The 14,972-nt window shown below is 55.1% G+C and carries 14 protein-coding genes; 4 read left to right on the forward strand and 10 right to left on the reverse strand.

The annotated features are described in order from the left end of the window. Positions 1-8: 8 nt before the first annotated feature. Complete coding sequence (locus tag QQJ87_RS13595; protein WP_284282405.1) at positions 9-1,079, reverse strand: substrate-binding domain-containing protein; 1,071 nt, start codon at positions 1,077-1,079, stop codon at positions 9-11. 283 nt (positions 1,080-1,362) lie between these two features. Between QQJ87_RS13595 and QQJ87_RS13600 the strand changes: the two genes are divergently transcribed. Beyond that, positions 1,363-3,108: a methanol/ethanol family PQQ-dependent dehydrogenase gene (locus tag QQJ87_RS13600; RefSeq protein WP_284282406.1), complete on the forward strand. Its 1,746-nt coding sequence runs from the start codon at positions 1,363-1,365 to the stop codon at positions 3,106-3,108. A gap of 153 nt (positions 3,109-3,261) precedes the next feature. On the opposite strand, the gene QQJ87_RS13605 is transcribed toward QQJ87_RS13600, so the two are convergent. The 9 genes from QQJ87_RS13605 to QQJ87_RS13650 form a co-directional block, all read right to left on the reverse strand. Further along, on the reverse strand, positions 3,262-4,083 hold the full coding sequence (locus QQJ87_RS13605; RefSeq protein WP_284282407.1) for an ABC transporter permease: 822 nt from the start codon (positions 4,081-4,083) through the stop codon (positions 3,262-3,264). Continuing rightward, positions 4,076-4,846, reverse strand: a complete 771-nt coding sequence (locus QQJ87_RS13610; RefSeq protein WP_284282408.1) for an ABC transporter ATP-binding protein — start codon at positions 4,844-4,846, stop codon at positions 4,076-4,078. Before QQJ87_RS13610 ends, QQJ87_RS13605 begins: the two co-directional genes overlap by 8 nt. Then, positions 4,818-6,017 carry a pyrroloquinoline quinone biosynthesis protein PqqE gene (pqqE, locus tag QQJ87_RS13615; protein WP_284282410.1) on the reverse strand — a complete coding sequence of 400 codons (1,200 nt, stop codon included), beginning with the start codon at positions 6,015-6,017 and terminating at the stop codon, positions 4,818-4,820. The genes QQJ87_RS13610 and pqqE overlap by 29 nt, the downstream gene beginning before the upstream one ends. Continuing rightward, positions 6,014-6,301, reverse strand: coding sequence for a pyrroloquinoline quinone biosynthesis peptide chaperone PqqD (gene pqqD / locus QQJ87_RS13620; RefSeq protein ID WP_284282411.1), 288 nt, complete (start codon positions 6,299-6,301; stop codon positions 6,014-6,016). The genes pqqE and pqqD overlap by 4 nt, the downstream gene beginning before the upstream one ends. 1 nt (position 6,302) lies before the next feature. After that, positions 6,303-7,001, reverse strand: a complete 699-nt coding sequence (pqqC, locus tag QQJ87_RS13625; RefSeq protein ID WP_284282412.1) for a pyrroloquinoline-quinone synthase PqqC — start codon at positions 6,999-7,001, stop codon at positions 6,303-6,305. Continuing rightward, complete coding sequence (gene pqqB / locus QQJ87_RS13630; RefSeq protein ID WP_284282413.1) at positions 6,998-7,930, reverse strand: pyrroloquinoline quinone biosynthesis protein PqqB; 933 nt, start codon at positions 7,928-7,930, stop codon at positions 6,998-7,000. The genes pqqC and pqqB overlap by 4 nt, the downstream gene beginning before the upstream one ends. 74 nt (positions 7,931-8,004) lie before the next feature. Then, positions 8,005-8,079 (reverse strand): pyrroloquinoline quinone precursor peptide PqqA, encoded by a 75-nt coding sequence (pqqA, locus tag QQJ87_RS13635; protein WP_083797182.1) that lies wholly within the window; start codon positions 8,077-8,079, stop codon positions 8,005-8,007. A gap of 272 nt (positions 8,080-8,351) precedes the next feature. Further along, positions 8,352-9,554: a porin gene (locus tag QQJ87_RS13640; protein ID WP_284282414.1), complete on the reverse strand. Its 1,203-nt coding sequence runs from the start codon at positions 9,552-9,554 to the stop codon at positions 8,352-8,354. Positions 9,555-9,906: 352 nt separating this feature from the next. After that, entirely contained in the window at positions 9,907-12,363 is a 2,457-nt protein-coding gene (locus tag QQJ87_RS13650) for a sigma-54-dependent Fis family transcriptional regulator (protein WP_348534584.1), read from the reverse strand. Between the two features lie 298 nt (positions 12,364-12,661). Between QQJ87_RS13650 and pedF the strand changes: the two genes are divergently transcribed. From pedF to QQJ87_RS13665, 3 genes are read left to right on the forward strand one after another with little or no spacing between them, the layout of a single operon-like run. Then, positions 12,662-13,120 (forward strand): cytochrome c-550 PedF, encoded by a 459-nt coding sequence (gene pedF / locus QQJ87_RS13655; protein ID WP_284282415.1) that lies wholly within the window; start codon positions 12,662-12,664, stop codon positions 13,118-13,120. 52 nt (positions 13,121-13,172) lie between these two features. Beyond that, positions 13,173-14,027, forward strand: a complete 855-nt coding sequence (locus QQJ87_RS13660) for a substrate-binding periplasmic protein (protein ID WP_284282416.1) — start codon at positions 13,173-13,175, stop codon at positions 14,025-14,027. Next, positions 14,014-14,961, forward strand: a complete 948-nt coding sequence (locus tag QQJ87_RS13665; RefSeq protein WP_284282417.1) for a beta-propeller fold lactonase family protein — start codon at positions 14,014-14,016, stop codon at positions 14,959-14,961. Before QQJ87_RS13660 ends, QQJ87_RS13665 begins: the two co-directional genes overlap by 14 nt. Positions 14,962-14,972: the final 11 nt, after the last annotated feature.

A 14,972-nucleotide genomic window follows, 5' to 3' on the forward strand; every position in this document is an offset into this window, starting at 1 on the left:
GTGTTCTGTCAGGACATGCCTGCCAAAAACGTTTCAAGTGGTTGCACCTGTCCAATGTTGATCGGGGTGTAGCCCACTGTGCTTGCAATGGATTGAACCACTGCATCAGATTGAAGCCAGGGGATCAGAATCGACATGGCTGGAAAGTTGAGATCGTCTTGGTGAACCACCAGAAAATATTTTTCCTGATTCAGCGGTCTGAATTCAAGTTGGTAATGATCCGCAGAGGCCTTCAGGCCAAGGCCCAGGTCGCCATGTCCGGCCGCGATGGCGCATGCCACGGCAAGATGCGAGTTTTCTTCGTGGTAATAACCGGGCAATTCTTCGGGCGACAGGCAAGCCCTGGCTATCAGACTGTCCAGTTGGTGATGCGTGGAGCTGGCCGGGTTTCTGTTGACCAGTTGGGCCTGGCGAAGCGCCACGTCCTGCAAGGTCGGTGGGCGGCTGCTTGGGCGACTGATCCAGCCCATTTCCCGTTCAAACAGTTCTACCACAGCAAGGTTGGAGCCCCGAAGGTATCGCCCCATGATTTGATGCACTTGCGTGTGGCTGTTGGATTGGAGTGGCAGATGGCAGCCTGCCACCTTGACTTCCCCTCGGTGCAGGGCGGACAGGGCCGCAATACTGCCGGCCCATCGCATGGACAGTTGAAGTTCTTTGTACAAGGCTGACTGGTTAAACAGGCGCTGCAGCACCGGGTCGTCGCTCATGGCGAGGCTGATCCAGGGCTTGTTGTGTTCGGTGTCCAGCCACTCGGCATTGATTTGTTCGACGTTCAAGGCCAGCTCAGGTGCAACTCTGATTCGGCCCTGCTCGATCATCCAAAGCACCTTTTTGCCAAACGGCGTCAGGCAGGCTCCGGCGCGCCCCTGTGTGGCAATGACAGGCTCGTCCAGCAGCTCATTGAATTTCTGAACCTGGTTCCAGAGTGTGCGATACGACACGTCCAGTTGCTTGCAGGCCAGCGACAGGGAGCCTTTGCGATGAATGGCCCAAAGGATGTCGAAGAAGGTGTCCTCCAGTGCGACAGTGTGACCTGCTTGCGTGGTCCAGGTGGCGGTGACGTTTAAATTCAGCATGCGATGTGACAGGAAATTGCAGGTCATAGATTACCCGCAGTTGGTTTGTTGTTGCGAGTGCCGTCAGCAATATGTGTGCATGGACCTGTAGCAAGTCATGAGACAGGGTGTGTCACACGGGTGTCACATTTTGAAACAGCCCTGTTTTTTCTGTCTCAAATTCGGCTTCTCAGGCCTTGGCATGAAGCTTGCGCCTACCTCATTCGGGTCGTCTGTAATCCGCTGGATGCAGGGCGAATCACCTCAATAAAGCAAACGGATGAAAGAAGAGGAGAAATAAGAAATGCGCAAGAAACTAATCGGCGCCATGGTTGCAGCTGCATTGGCCGTTCCGGCTTTTGCTGCTGACATTACGGCAGACATGATCAAGAACGATGCCAAAACGACAGACAACATTCTGACCGCAGGCTTGGGTACGAACGGTCAGCGTTACAGCCCGTTGACAGACATCAACACCAAAAACGTGGCACGCCTGGTGCCAGCCTGGTCTTTTTCGCTGGGTGGCGAAAAGCAGCGCGGTCAGGAAAGCCAGCCGCTGGTGGCCAATGGCAAGATTTTCGTGACAGGTTCTTATTCACGCATTTACGCGCTGGACGAAAAAACTGGCCAGGAATTGTGGAAGTACGAGCAGCGTCTGCCAGACGGCATCATGCCTTGCTGTGACGTGGTTAACCGCGGTGCCGCCCTGTTCAAGAACATGGTGATCTTCGCCACGCTGGACGCACAACTGGTTGCTTTGGACCAGGACAGCGGCAAGGTGGTCTGGAAAGAAAAGATTGACGACTACTCAGCAGGCTACTCAGCCACTGCTGCACCCTTGATCGCAGACGGCTTGTTGCTGACTGGTGTGTCAGGTGGTGAATTCGGTATCGTTGGACGCATTGAAGCGCGCAACCCTGAAACCGGTGAACTGGTGTGGACTCGTCCAACCGTTGAAGGCCACATGGGCTACACCTATGACAAGGACGGCAACAAGCACGAGAACGGCATTTCAGGCACAACCAATGCCACATGGAAGGGCGATCTCTGGAAAACCGGTGGTGCCTCAACCTGGATGGGCGGTACATACGACTCCAAGACTGGTTTGGCCTACTTCGGTACAGGCAACCCAGCACCCTGGAACAGCCACCTGCGCCCCGGCGACAACCTGTTCTCATGCTCAACCGTGGCTGTAGACGTTCACACTGGCAAGATTGTGTGGCACTACCAAGGTACACCGAACGACGGATGGGACTTTGACGGTGCCAACGAGTTCGTTACTTTTGACGGACCCAAGGGCGAGCGCCTCGGCGGCAAGGCCGACCGCAACGGCTTCTTCTACGTGCTGGACGCCAAAGACGGCAAGCTGAAAAACGCCTTCCCGTTTGTACGCAACGTGAACTGGGCCAAGGGCATCGACATGAAAACCGGTCGCCCGATTTATGATCCAGAACACCGCCCAGGTGACCCCACTGCCACCGATGGCAAGAAAGGTCAATCCGTGTTCTCTACACCTTCATTCCTGGGTGGCAAGAACCAGCAGCCTATGGCTTACAGCCCCAAGACTGGCATGTTCTACGTGCCTGCCAACGAGTGGGGCATGGAAATCTGGAATGAGCCTGTGACCTACAAGAAAGGCGCGGCTTACCTGGGTGCAGGCTTTACCATCAAGACCATTCCTGGCCTGGATTACATCGGCGCACTGCGCGCCGTGAACCCAGAGACAGGCAAGATCGTTTGGGAAATCAAGAACCAGGCTCCGCTGTGGGGTGGTGTGTTGACAACCGGTGGCGATCTGGTTTTCTGGGGTACGCCTGAAGGTTACCTGAATGCGGCTGACGCCAAGACAGGCAAAGTGCTTTGGAAGTTCCAGGTGGGTACTGGTGTGGTTGCTCCTCCCGTCACCTGGAAAGACAAAGATGGTACTCAGTACGTGGCTGTGATGGCTGGCTGGGGTGGTGCAGTTCCACTCTGGGGTGGCGAAGTGGCCAAGAAAGTGCGTCACCTTGAGCAAGGTGGTTCACTCTGGGTATTCAAGTTGATGAAGTAATTGAAGTTGTATTTCACCCCCGAACTCCCTGCCTGCTCCGCAGGGAGTTCACCCGACGTGTTCGTGTGTACAAATTGCTCCTTGGGAATCTCGTGATTTGTTGAAGTCTCCTAACGAATGCGTCTTTCAGCCCGGCCTTGTGCCGGGTTTTTTTTATTTGCGCAGGGGGATGACTGCACCTTGGCGACTGAACTGCCAGCAAGCCACCCACAGCATTACCACCGTTGCGGCGGTAAGTACGATCACGCTATAAGCGGCGTTGAATTCTGCGTGGCTTTGAAAGGCATGGCGAAGCAGATCAACGCAATAGGTAAAAGGGTTGAGCTGACTGAGAAGTCTCGCAAAGTAGGGCATTGGCGCGGTGGGGTAGAGCGCACCGCTGAAAAAAAACAGCGGAAAAATGACGAAATTCATCATGACCGCAAAGCCATCAATGCTTTTGGCGAACGTGCCGCACAGCACACCCAGCGTGCCACAGGCAACGCTGCTGAGCGTCAGGCTGGTCAGCAGCCACAGCAGGCTTGGCCATTCGGATTTGCCCAGCCAGGGAAACAGGCTGGACAGATCGAACCCCGCTTTCAGAACGAGCCAGTGCAGGGCTTCCAATACGCCGAGAATCAAAAGTAGAAGGCCCGCCTGTACCAATGCGGCGACGGCTGCAGCAAGGCTTTTGACAATCAGGATGTGGTGTTGCCTAACAGGGCTTGTGACCAACAGACGCATGGTGCCTGCGTCGCGATCAAACGCCAGTGAGAGGCCACCGACCATGCCGCCAAACAGCACTGTCATGCCGACGATGCCCGGCAGCAGGCGGGCCGTGTAGCCAGGCCCAGCGAGGGCCTGCATGCCGCCACCAATGACCCACAACCACAAAATGGGGCGAACCATGGCCGCCGACAGGCGGTCGCGCTGACGAAGCAGTTTACGGGTTTCGCGAACAATGACGGCGCGATAGAAGCTGTAGATTTCAGTCATGGTGGTGTGTTTGTGACATTTTCCAGATGAACCAGTCGGCCAGTGTGGCGCGGCGGGTTTGAGTCACGCTTTGATCAGGAAGTTGGTCCAGTGCCTGGACCGGGGTGCCTGTCCATTCAATTCGACCTGCGCGTAAAAAGGTGACACGATCGCAGTCCTGCGCTTCGTCCATGAGGTGGGTGGCGACCAGAATGCTGAGGTGATTGCGTTCTTGGAGTGACTTCAGGGTCGACCAAAGCAGGCCTTTGGCGCTTGGGTCAAGGGCGGTGGTGGGCTCGTCGAGAATCAATACCTTGGGGTTGTGCACCAACGCCCTGGCGATGTCGACCAGGCGTTTTTGACCGCCAGACAGTGCCCCCACCGGCTTGTGCAAGTAGGCCTTGATGGGCAGGCTGTCGCACAGTTCGGCAATGCGTGGTGAGATCTGCCTTTCTGACATGCCTTGCAGACCGGCTGCAAATTCGAGGTTTTGCAGAACCGACATGAATGGGTCCAGCGACACCGACTGAAATACGAAGCCCAATGATTTTCGGGCAGTCAGTGCCTGTTGGCGAACGTCAACCCCATTGACCTGTATGTGGCCTTCTGCAGGGTTGACAAGCCCGGCAATCAGGCTGATCAGTGTGGTTTTGCCGCCCCCGTTGGGGCCGAGCAGGCCCAACATTTCCCCCGGGTTCAGCGTCAGGCTGACCCGGTGAAGCGTGGGAGTGTCCAGCCAGGAAAAAGAGATGTTTTCAGCGAGTATGGTGGGGATCTGCTGCACTTAGATGCACCGAGTTCTGGTCGTTTCGATACCATACCACGGGTTGTTCCAGCCCTTTGGCCAAGCCAATGTGTTGCGGCTTTTGCACCTTTAAAATAGGCGTATCAGGCGAGTCGGATTGGGCTTGGTTGACGAAATTGACCACCTGCTGGTGGTGCGGGCTTTTGTGACAGACGGGGTCTGCGTGGGTGGCGTCTCCGGTGATCAGGTAGGCCTGACATCGACATCCGCCAAAGTCTTTTTCTTTGTCAGGGCAGGTTTTGCAGGGGTCTTTCATCCAGCTGTCGCCGCGGTATTTGCCGAAGGCCTCCGAGTGTTGCCAAATGTCCTTGATTGGTGTGGTGGTGACGTTGGGAAATACGAAGCCCGGTAACATGCGGGCGGCCTGGCAGGGCAGGGCCGTGCCGTCGGGGGCTATCGACAAAAACACATTGCCCCAGCCGCTCATGCAGGCTTTTGGCGTTTTCTCGAAATAGTCGGGCACCACATACAGCAATTTCATGCTGTTGCCCAGTTTCTTGCGCCACGCCTGTACGCGTTCTTCGGCAAACTTCAGCTGGGCGTGTGTGGGTATCAGCGCGGCCTTGTTTTGATAGGCCCAGCCATAGTACTGCGTGTTGGCCAGTTCGAGATATTCCACACCCAACTTGTGCGCCAGTTCGATGATGGCGTCAATGTGATCCAGATTCAGTCTGTGAAGCACCACGTTGAGCACCATGGGCCAGCCATACGCCTTCACGGCGGTGGCAATTTCCAGTTTTTTCTCAAAGGTTTTGGTGTCTGACAGCGCGTCGTTGGCCGCCTGTGTGGCGTCCTGAAAGCTGACTTGAATGTGGTCCAGGCCAGCCGCCTTCAAGCAGTTCAGACGATCGGGTTTAAGCCCGATACCTGAGGTGATGAGATTGGTGTAATAGCCCAGGTCATGGCCATATTGCACCAGCTCTTCCAGATCGTCGCGCAGCAGGGGTTCACCCCCGGAAAAGCCAAGCTGAACCGCACCCAAAGCGCGGGCCTGCTTCATGGTGTCTTTCCACTGCTCAGTGCTGAGTTCGGCCGTTTGGCGTTTGTAATCGATCGGGTTGTAGCAGAACACGCAATGCAGCGGGCAGCGGTAGGTGAGTTCAGCCAACAACCACAGCGGGCCCTGGGGCGTTGGCTTTGAAGTGCTCAAGCCGCCTCCAGCCAGTTGCGTCGGCAGGCCTCTTCAAGCATGGCTGTGACGTCGGGGCCGAGGTTGTTGGTCGAAAAACGGGTTTCCAGCGTGTGCACAATTTCATTGAGCGTACGGGTGCCGTCGCACAGCAGCAAAATTTCGCTGGCGGACTGGTTGAGCTTGACCATGCCCTCCGGGTACAGAAGCACATAGCTTTGCTGCGCTTCTTCGTATTGCATTCTGAACAGTCGGTTCAGGCGTGGCCGTTCAGGCACTGTGATGGTGTTCGAGGTGTCGTTCATGTCAGTTCTCGTCCGGGTAAGCTGCGGCAATGGCATCCGACATGGCCCACAGCACATCCAGTTTGAATTGCAGGATTTCCAGCGCGCGCTCTTGTTGCTGGCGGGTCTGGAAATAACTCAATGTTAACTCCAGTCCGTGTTCAACATCGCGCTCAGCAAGGCTGATTCTGGAGCGAAAGTATCCGAGGCCTTCTGCACCAACCCAAGGGTAATCGGTGGGCCAGTTGGACAGGCGTTCCTTGTGGATTTCGGGCGCAAACATTTCAGTCAATGAAGAGCACACCGCCTCTTGCCAGGGGGCCCTGCGCGCGAAGTTGACATAGGCATCCACCGCAAATTTAACAGGCGGCAGCACTTTGGAGAGGTTCCAGAGGGTGTCACGTTCAATGCCCACGGCCTCGCCCAGGCGGCTCCACGCCTCAATGCCACCCTGGTTGTCGCCAAACCCGTCGTGGTCGAGGATGCGTTGCACCCAACGTCGGCGTGTCTCGCGATCGTTGCAGTTGGCCATGATTGCCGCGTCCTTTTGAGGAATCATGATCTGGTAATAAAACCGGTTGGCTACCCAACCCTGCAACTGGGTTTTGCTGAGCTGACCCGTGCGCATTTTGATGTTGAACGGATGGTGGATGTGGTAGCGATCGCCTTTGGCCCGCAGTCGGGCTTCAAACTCGGCTTTGCTCCAGGGGGCTTCCGTCATGCCAGTATCTCCATGCCGTCGAATGAAACCTCAATTCCGTGGCGGGCCAGAATGTCACGCTCCGGGCCCAGTTCATTAAGGATCGGGTTGGTGTTGTTGATGTGAATCAGGATCTTGCGTTTGCCGGGGAAGCGGTCAAGCTGACTGATCATACCGCTGCCATCTCGATGCGGCAAATCGGTCTGTGGCAAGTGACCCATGTCGGCTGCCATTTTCTTGGAAAATCCGTTGCGCACCATTTCGTCTTCAGTCCAGAAGGTGCCGTCCACCAACAGCACGTCAGCGGCCTCGACGTGCGGCAACAGATCGTCGGTAATGCGCTCAAGGCCTGGGGCGTAAAACACCCTTTTGCCGCTTTGGGTGTCTTCAATCATCAGGCCGATGTTGTCACCGACCCGGCCTGCGTATCGGCTTGGCGAATAGGGTGGCGCCTTGCTGATCAAGGGGATGGACTTGATGCGCAGGGTGTCCATGGGGGCAATCGAAAACGGCTTTTCGCATTCGGTGCACAGGGGGGTCCATTTGACCCCGCAGTAGTATTCGAGCGTGGGCACCAACGGCAGGCCACTGGTGAGGTCTTCCCAAACCGCTGGGGTGGTGTACAGCCGCATGGGCACTTTGCCCTCGCGCATCATCAACAAGCCTGTCACGTGGTCGATTTGCGCGTCCATCAGGATGACACCACAAATGCCCGTGTCGCGCGGGCTGCGGTTGGGCTGCAGTTCGGGCGTGTTTTTGATTTGCGTCAGAATGTCCGGTGAGGCATTGACCAGTATCCAGTTCGGAGAGCCGTCGGAAATAGCGATTGACGATTGGGTTCTTGCTGTAAACCCAGGCTTGCCAGCCCGCACCGACTGACAGTTGTTGCAATTGCAGTTCCACTGCGGAAACCCGCCACCTGCAGCTGATCCCAGAACTTTGATCTTCATGTTGTTTTAGTTTTTTGGGTTAAAAAAACCCTGGGGCCTTTGTGGGGCGCCAGGGTTGGTGCCAATGCGCTGAATCAGCGGTTGGCGATGTACATGGTGATTTCGAAACCGAAACGCATGTCAACGAATGATGGTGTTGTCCACTGCATGAAAAATCCTCCTGTTTTGCTGTTGGTAAAAATGCTTATCCCAATTCTGAGGTTTGCCTCAAGAACGTTGTTTCATCGTGTGTAGAAACTTCCGCGTTCGTGATTAAATCAGCAATTCCTGTGCCACATCCGGAATACGTAAAATGCGTCAAACTGAATGCCTGATTTTGTATTGTGAACCGACTGTACCAATTTGCAACAAGTTTCACTGTAAAAAAGCGCATGCCTTTTGAGCATGCGCTTTCGATGATCACCGCGGAGGGTTGTGGCGATCAGAAGAACAGGATGGCACCCAGTGCAAAGGTGTTGGCCTTGCCTTCAGGTCCAGCTGCACCCAGTTGATAGGTTTGCTTCTGGGTGGTGTACTCGGCTGCCAGTGTCAGGCTTGGAGTCAGGTTGTGGTAAACACCCGCTGTGATGTTGGTGTTTTCGCGGAGCATGATTGTGTTGGCCGCAGTGTCCGCTGCCGTGGCATCCAGCTTGGACTTGCCGTAGTTGATACCGAACTTGGTGTTGTTCAGCTTGTAGGTGGCCTGCAGCAGGTAGCCATTTGAATCGCGCTTGCCGCCGTTGGCATCCGCACCACCAAAACCGATCAGGGTCGTGCCCAGGCCTTTGCCGGTGAAGTAGTTGCCGGTCAGACCCAGGTTGCCGATGTTGTAGTTTCCACCGAGTTCACCACCGCTGAGATCAGCCTGATTGGTGGTTGTGTCGCGGGACTGGTTGATCAGCGTTGCCCAAACCTTGCCGTCTTTACCCAGTGCGTAGGTGGCCATGCCCTGGAAGCCGGTCTTGTTGTGGGAGCTGGTGGCACTTGTTGTTGTTGCACTAAGTGCCACTGGCTGGAACACGCCGCCACTGAGGCTGAGACCACCAAGGTCTGGCGATGTGTAGGTAATTTGTGGCTGGAATTGCGTGTAAACGTAACCGGAGCCAATGGAACCCAGTGTGGTGTTCAAGGCGCCGTTGTACGCAGCACCGCCGCCAACCGCCAGCAATGACATGTCGTTCAGAATGGCGTTGGATCCGAACAGACCGATGTCACGACCCAACTTCAGGGTACCGATGTCTTTGTTGCCAAATGACAGGTAAACGCGGCGAGCGTCACCGACGGCCTGGCCTACACCGCCGTTCAGATTCGTGGACGCTGCGCTGGAGTTGGTTGTGCCTGGATCAATCGAAATAACGCCCTTCAGGTCGTAGCCGTTTTGTGTTGTTGAGGCTGAAAACACAATAAAACCGGGCAGCAGGCCGTTCTGAATGTTGTTGGAAGACTGGCCAGTCTGTGAGTATCCGCACAGGCCAAGCGCACCAGACGCTGTTGCGCCTGCGTTGTCACATTTGGTGTTGGTGTAGTAGGCGTTCACTGAACCGGAGATGTCCATGTTCCAGTCACCGGCCTTGAATCCGATGGCGTGAGCTGATGTCCCCATTGCTGCAAGTACTGATGCCGCTAGAATCTTTTTGCTGATCATAAGATCAACCCTCCATTTTTGTTTTAAAAGTTATTGCTTGTGGTTTACTTCGGTCTCGTCAGAGGAACACTGATTTCCTGACTTGAGAGGGCAAGGGCAAATCCTGTGCCATGACTTAAATTATTGATTTAAAATGATTTTTACAAAAATTATAAAAATTGAATGGCAAGCTGTTTCATGGAGCGACTGTTGCCGTGACAGCCCAATTTGTGACAGTTTTGTCGCCATGTGGAGCAGAAGTGTGACAGTGATGTGACAACAGGAATGCAGGCGTAGTGCAGGTGTTGCTTCAGGGGGCACAACAAAAAAGCCACCGCGATTGCGGTGGCTTACAAGGGGCGAGCCTGCAGGGTCAGGCCTGCTGCTTTTCTTTGAGTCTTCGGTAGATGGTGTTGCGTGAAATACCCAGCAGGCGTGCAGCCGCACTCACGTTGCCATGGCACTTTTCGAGCGCGTCCTGAATTGCTCGGGTCTCAATGTCATCCAGATTGCCGAGATCCATCACGCTGCTGACCTGCATCGCCTTTGCGCCGAGGTAACCCTGTGATCGGGCCTCCATGGCTTTCTGGTCGTAGGGGGACGATTCGCCTCCAAACCGGTTGTTGAAGCGTTCCTCCCGGAATCGGGAGAAAGTTTGGTCGAGGTCTGACCGAGAGGAGGTGCCCGCAGGCTGCGCATTGAAAAACGGCTCTTCTGCGGCATGCTGCTTGACTGGCTCTGCATTGGCGCCTTGAAAGTGGCGCGTGGTCTGAAACTGAAAACGCTGCACGGGTTGGGCCGTTTGCTTTTGAGGAGCCGGGTGGCCAGACAGGCAGGGTTTGACGCTGAACACCGGACGTCTGATTTGCGGGGTATGGCCGGTTGATGCTGAATGGCGTGCTGGCTCAGCATGCCCACTTAGATGAGGCTCATGCAATGCGTCATCTTGCGGATGTTCAATCGGTGATTCCATTGCAGCGTTGGGCTTGGACCGCTTGCTGCGCAAGCTGATCCACTCGTCGTGGAAGTCGTCTGGCAGATGTTCCCACTCAATGGTGGGGTTGCCGTCAGCCATGACCACAGCAGTGCGCAGAATGTTGGTCAGTTGACGAATGTTGCCGGGCCAGGAATGTGCCACAAATGCGTTGGTCACATCCGGGGCGAGATCCATGGGCATGTGGGGGGATTCGTTTTCGAGAATGCGGGCGATGATCCGCTTGATGTCCTTGCGGTCTCGAAGAGCGGGCAACTTGACTGCCAGGCCATGCAGCCGGTAGTAAAGGTCTTCGCGGAACTGGCCGGCGTCGATCAAGTCTCGCAAATTGCGGTGGGTGGCGCAAATCACAATCAAATTGACCGGAATGGATTTCTGGCTGCCCAGTGGTGTGACCACCCGTTCTTGAAGAACGCGCAGCAGGCGGGCCTGCAACGATATGGGCATGTCGCCAATTTCGTCCAGAAACAGGGTGCCGCCATTGGCTTGAAGAATTTTGCCCTGCGATCCTTTCTTTTTGGCACCCGTAAAGGCGCCGTCTTCATAGCCAAACAGCTCAGATTCAATCAGCGTTTCTGGAATGGATGCGCAGTTTACCGCCACAAATGGCTTGTCGCGCCGAGGCGAGTCGTTGTGGATGGCCTGAGCCAGAATTTCCTTGCCGGTGCCAGTTTCACCCAGAATCAGGATCGGAATGTCTTTGCCGATCACTTTGCCCAGTTTGTCGATGACCTTGGCCACGGTGGGGTCGCCGGTGTTCAGGTATTTCAGACTGGACAGATAACGGTTTTTGTAAAGCGCTTGTTGGGACTGTTCGCTGGATGTGCGGCCTGCAATGCCCCCAACCATGTTTCCGTTCAGTATGTCATTGGATTTGGCCAGCCCGGCAGAACCAAAGAACTGACTGCGGCCCACGCTGCCCAAACTGGCGCGCGCAGTGACGTGGTTTCCATTGTGCAAACACAGAATCAGTGGCTCGGGGTTGCAGGTGCGGTAGTGGTCGATCAGCGCCGAAATCGGCATGCCAAACAGCGAGCTGAAAGTGTGGGCACGCAAGGCATTGACCGACATGCCAAACTGAACCATGGCTGCACGGTTGGCCGCCAGAAACTTGCCAGAGGGCGAGAATGCGGCTGCCCCTTCGACCACTGAGCCCAAAAATTCGCCTCGCTGGTGAAATTGGACAATGATCGAGTCTTGGAATGACGAATTGAACAAATGGTTTTCGATCATCTGGGCCGACATGCGGACCAAACCCATGGTGTGGCGGTGGTAGCTGCGATAATCGCCCGTGACATCAAGCACGCCCAAGGGAACGCCAGTGGGGTCGAATATCGGTGCAGCCGAGCACGTCAAAAATCGATTGACGTCCAGAAAGTGATCCTGGCCATGAACCACGGTCGGCAGTTCTTCAATCAAGGCCGTGCCGATGGCATTGGTGCCTTTGCTTTCTTCGCTCCAGGTCATGCCCTTGGCCAGGGCCACCTTTTGTGCCTTTTCCAAGAAGTCGTCGTCACCCAACGATTCAATGATGGTGCCGCTGGCGTCGGTCAGTAGCACCATGCTGTGCGTGCTGACCACCTGCTCGTAAAGTGTTTCCATGAAGGGCAGGGCGCAGCTTCTCAGCTGATTGTTTTTTGCGACCAGCTCTTGCAAGACGTCTCGGGCTGCGGGTTCAAAGTTGACTTTGCTGGAGCTTTCCAGCCCGGACTCTGCGCATCGCTTGTGGGCTCTGCGTATGAATTCGAGGTGCCCTTCGGTGTTGGGATCGATCAGCTCGATCACCTTGGAATTGGGCGTACTTACGGCGTTACCTTGGTCAGGTAGGAAGGACATCCGTGTCTCCTCTTGTTGCTTGTGTTTGTATGGTTGTCTTTGCAACCTGCATCTAATTTTTGACAGCCTGCCCCACTATGCAAAAGCTGTGCCATCGGGTAACGGGTTGTACCAAAATGGGACACTGTGACAATCAAATTAGCACAATGACATTCTCTTTTCCAGTCCTTATCCAATCGCAATTGACTGTTTTCTGGTGGATTTGCAGCTGGCTTTGGCGCAGACGGGGCTGCCGTTGGCACGGGGATTGCGTTGTGAACAATTACAAAATTTTTATTCTCAAACACAGGAGTTGTGGATGTTAGTTCGTAAATTGGCCCTCTTTTCCCTTTTGCTCACAGTGACCGGCCTGGTCTATTCACACGGTGATGTCACTCCCCAAGCCGTTGATGTCTCCACCTTGCCCAAGCTGGGCGACACCATGCTCGACAAGAACCCCTTCGAAGGCAACAAGGAGGCAATTCGGATTGGCGCTTCAGCCTACAATCAGAACTGTGCGCGTTGCCATGGCCTGGAAGTGATTAGCGGCGGTATTGCACCTGACCTGCGCAAGCTCAACATGGATTGTGAAGGACTGGCCAACCCGAAGAAAAAGGCGCAATGCATCGGGGACATGGACGTGTACTTCAGAAATTCCGTGTTGGGCGGCAAGGTGGTGGACGGACGTGTTTACATGCCCTCGTTTGCAGCTGTGTTCAGTCAAGAAGCCATTTGGGCGATCCGTTCCTACATTGAAACTCGCAAGTACGACGAGTAAGTAGAACGCATGGCACGTGTAGATCCATAAAAAAGACCGGAGACCTGGAGCAATGAAGTCAGAAGCAATCAAGTGGATTCAGAAGTTGGGAATGGGTGTGTTGTTGGGTGGGGCCCTTTGCGTGGCCGCCCAAGCCCAGGAACTGCATGGATGGGAAAAGGTCAAGCACGACGGTGTGCTCAAAGTGGCCTTGTACAACGACCTCGTGCCCTTCTCAGACAAGGGCCAGGGCATTGACGCCGACATTGCAACCGCGCTGGCGGACAAGCTGGGCTTGAAGGTAAAGTTCCTGCCATTTCCCGCCGACGAAACCATGAGCGATGATTTGCGCAACATGGTCTGGAAGGGGCATTACATGGGATACGGCCCGGGTGATGTCATGATGCACGTGCCCATTGACCCCTTGCTGATGAAGCAGGAAGACAAGGTGCTGTTTTTTGCCCCCTACGTACATGAAGACATTTATGTCGTTCGCAATAAAAAGGACATACCGGCCCTGGACGACTTTTCACCCTTTGCTGAACACAAAGTGGGCGCCGAAATGAATTCGATTGGCGGACTTGTGTTGGCGGGGGCGGATCACGGCAAGTACGTTGAAAACCTGCACAATTACAAGACGGCCCGCATGGCCATGGAAGGTTTGTTGAAAGGCGAAGTGTCCGCCGTGATGGCCACCAAGCCCGAAATTGAATCGGCTTTGTTCAAGCAGCCCAATGCTGGAGACTTTGTGATTTCGAAGCTCAGCTTCCCGGCACTTCCGCCGAAGGGTTGGGTGTCTGGTTTGGCGGTAAAGGCCACCAACCAGCAATTGGCGATTGAGCTCAGAAAGGCCATGGATGAACTTCAACAGAGTGGTGAACTCCAAAAAATATTCGCCAACTATGGAGTGACCTATGACCATCCGTAAAACGACACTTGCCCTGTTTGTTGCACAACTCGCCCTGATTGGATCTGCAAACGCCTTTGAGGCGTATGCGTCCAACGAAGGTTCAAGCTCGATCAGTGTCATCGATGGCAAAACCATGTCAGTGGCCGGCACCATTGCGGTGGAAGGCAAGCCCCGTGGCATCGTGATTTCGAACGACGGAAAAACCGTGTATGTGTCAGAGCAGACCAAAGGTCGATTGCTGGTAATTGACACTGCCAAACACAAGATCACCAAGGAAATTCCCTTGGGTGAATCTCCCGAGGGTTTGGGTATCAACAAGGATGGCAGCCTGATTGCGGCTGCTGTGGAGCGCTTGAACAGCGTTTTGGTGGTGAACACGCACACGGGCAAAGTGGTGGCCACCATCAAGACCGAAGGTGAGAACCCAGAACACGCAGAATTCTCTCCCGATGGCAAATGGATTTACGCCAGCGCTGAAGAAGACCATCGCGTGGACATACTGGATGTGAAAACCGGCAAAGAAGTGAAATCGGTTGAAGTGGGCAAACGGCCCCGTGGTATCGGTTTCACGCCTGATGGCAAGCTGGCCTTCATCGGTTGTGAAATGGACAACTCGGTTTATGTGATCGACGTGGCCAGCATGGAAGTGGTGAAGCGCATACCGGCTGGTCTTCGGGCCAATGGCATTGTGGTCAGCCCCGATGGCAAGTATGTGTACGTCAGCAATGGCGGTGACGCCAACGTGATGCAGATCGACGTGGCCAAACTGGCCGTGGTCAACACCTTCCCGGTGGGCAAGCGCCCGTGGAACATGTCGATTGCCGACAATGGCAAATACCTGTTGGTGGCTTCTGGGCGGTCTGACGAAGTGTCGGTGGTTGATCTGGAGAAGGGCAAGGCCTTGCCGCCCGTGCCTGTTGGGCAGCGGCCCTGGGGTGTGGTGGCGCATTGATCGGCTTGGGT

This window comes from Limnobacter litoralis (assembly GCF_030160455.1).
Taxonomy (GTDB): domain Bacteria; phylum Pseudomonadota; class Gammaproteobacteria; order Burkholderiales; family Burkholderiaceae_B; genus Limnobacter; species Limnobacter litoralis.

Bases quoted from the DNA above. Each gene is read 5' to 3' on its own strand.
- QQJ87_RS13595 (WP_284282405.1), bottom strand. From the start codon at position 1,079: ATGCTGAATTTAAACGTCACCGCCACCTGGACCACGCAAGCAGGTCAC.
- QQJ87_RS13600 (WP_284282406.1), top strand. From the start codon at position 1,363: ATGCGCAAGAAACTAATCGGCGCCATGGTTGCAGCTGCATTGGCCGTT.
- QQJ87_RS13605 (WP_284282407.1), bottom strand. From the start codon at position 4,083: ATGACTGAAATCTACAGCTTCTATCGCGCCGTCATTGTTCGCGAAACC.
- pqqD (WP_284282411.1), bottom strand. From the start codon at position 6,301: ATGAACGACACCTCGAACACCATCACAGTGCCTGAACGGCCACGCCTG.
- pqqC (WP_284282412.1), bottom strand. From the start codon at position 7,001: ATGACGGAAGCCCCCTGGAGCAAAGCCGAGTTTGAAGCCCGACTGCGG.
- pqqB (WP_284282413.1), bottom strand. From the start codon at position 7,930: ATGAAGATCAAAGTTCTGGGATCAGCTGCAGGTGGCGGGTTTCCGCAG.
- QQJ87_RS13640 (WP_284282414.1), bottom strand. From the start codon at position 9,554: ATGATCAGCAAAAAGATTCTAGCGGCATCAGTACTTGCAGCAATGGGG.
- QQJ87_RS13650 (WP_348534584.1), bottom strand. From the start codon at position 12,363: ATGTCCTTCCTACCTGACCAAGGTAACGCCGTAAGTACGCCCAATTCC.
- pedF (WP_284282415.1), top strand. From the start codon at position 12,662: ATGTTAGTTCGTAAATTGGCCCTCTTTTCCCTTTTGCTCACAGTGACC.
- QQJ87_RS13660 (WP_284282416.1), top strand. From the start codon at position 13,173: ATGAAGTCAGAAGCAATCAAGTGGATTCAGAAGTTGGGAATGGGTGTG.
- QQJ87_RS13665 (WP_284282417.1), top strand. From the start codon at position 14,014: ATGACCATCCGTAAAACGACACTTGCCCTGTTTGTTGCACAACTCGCC.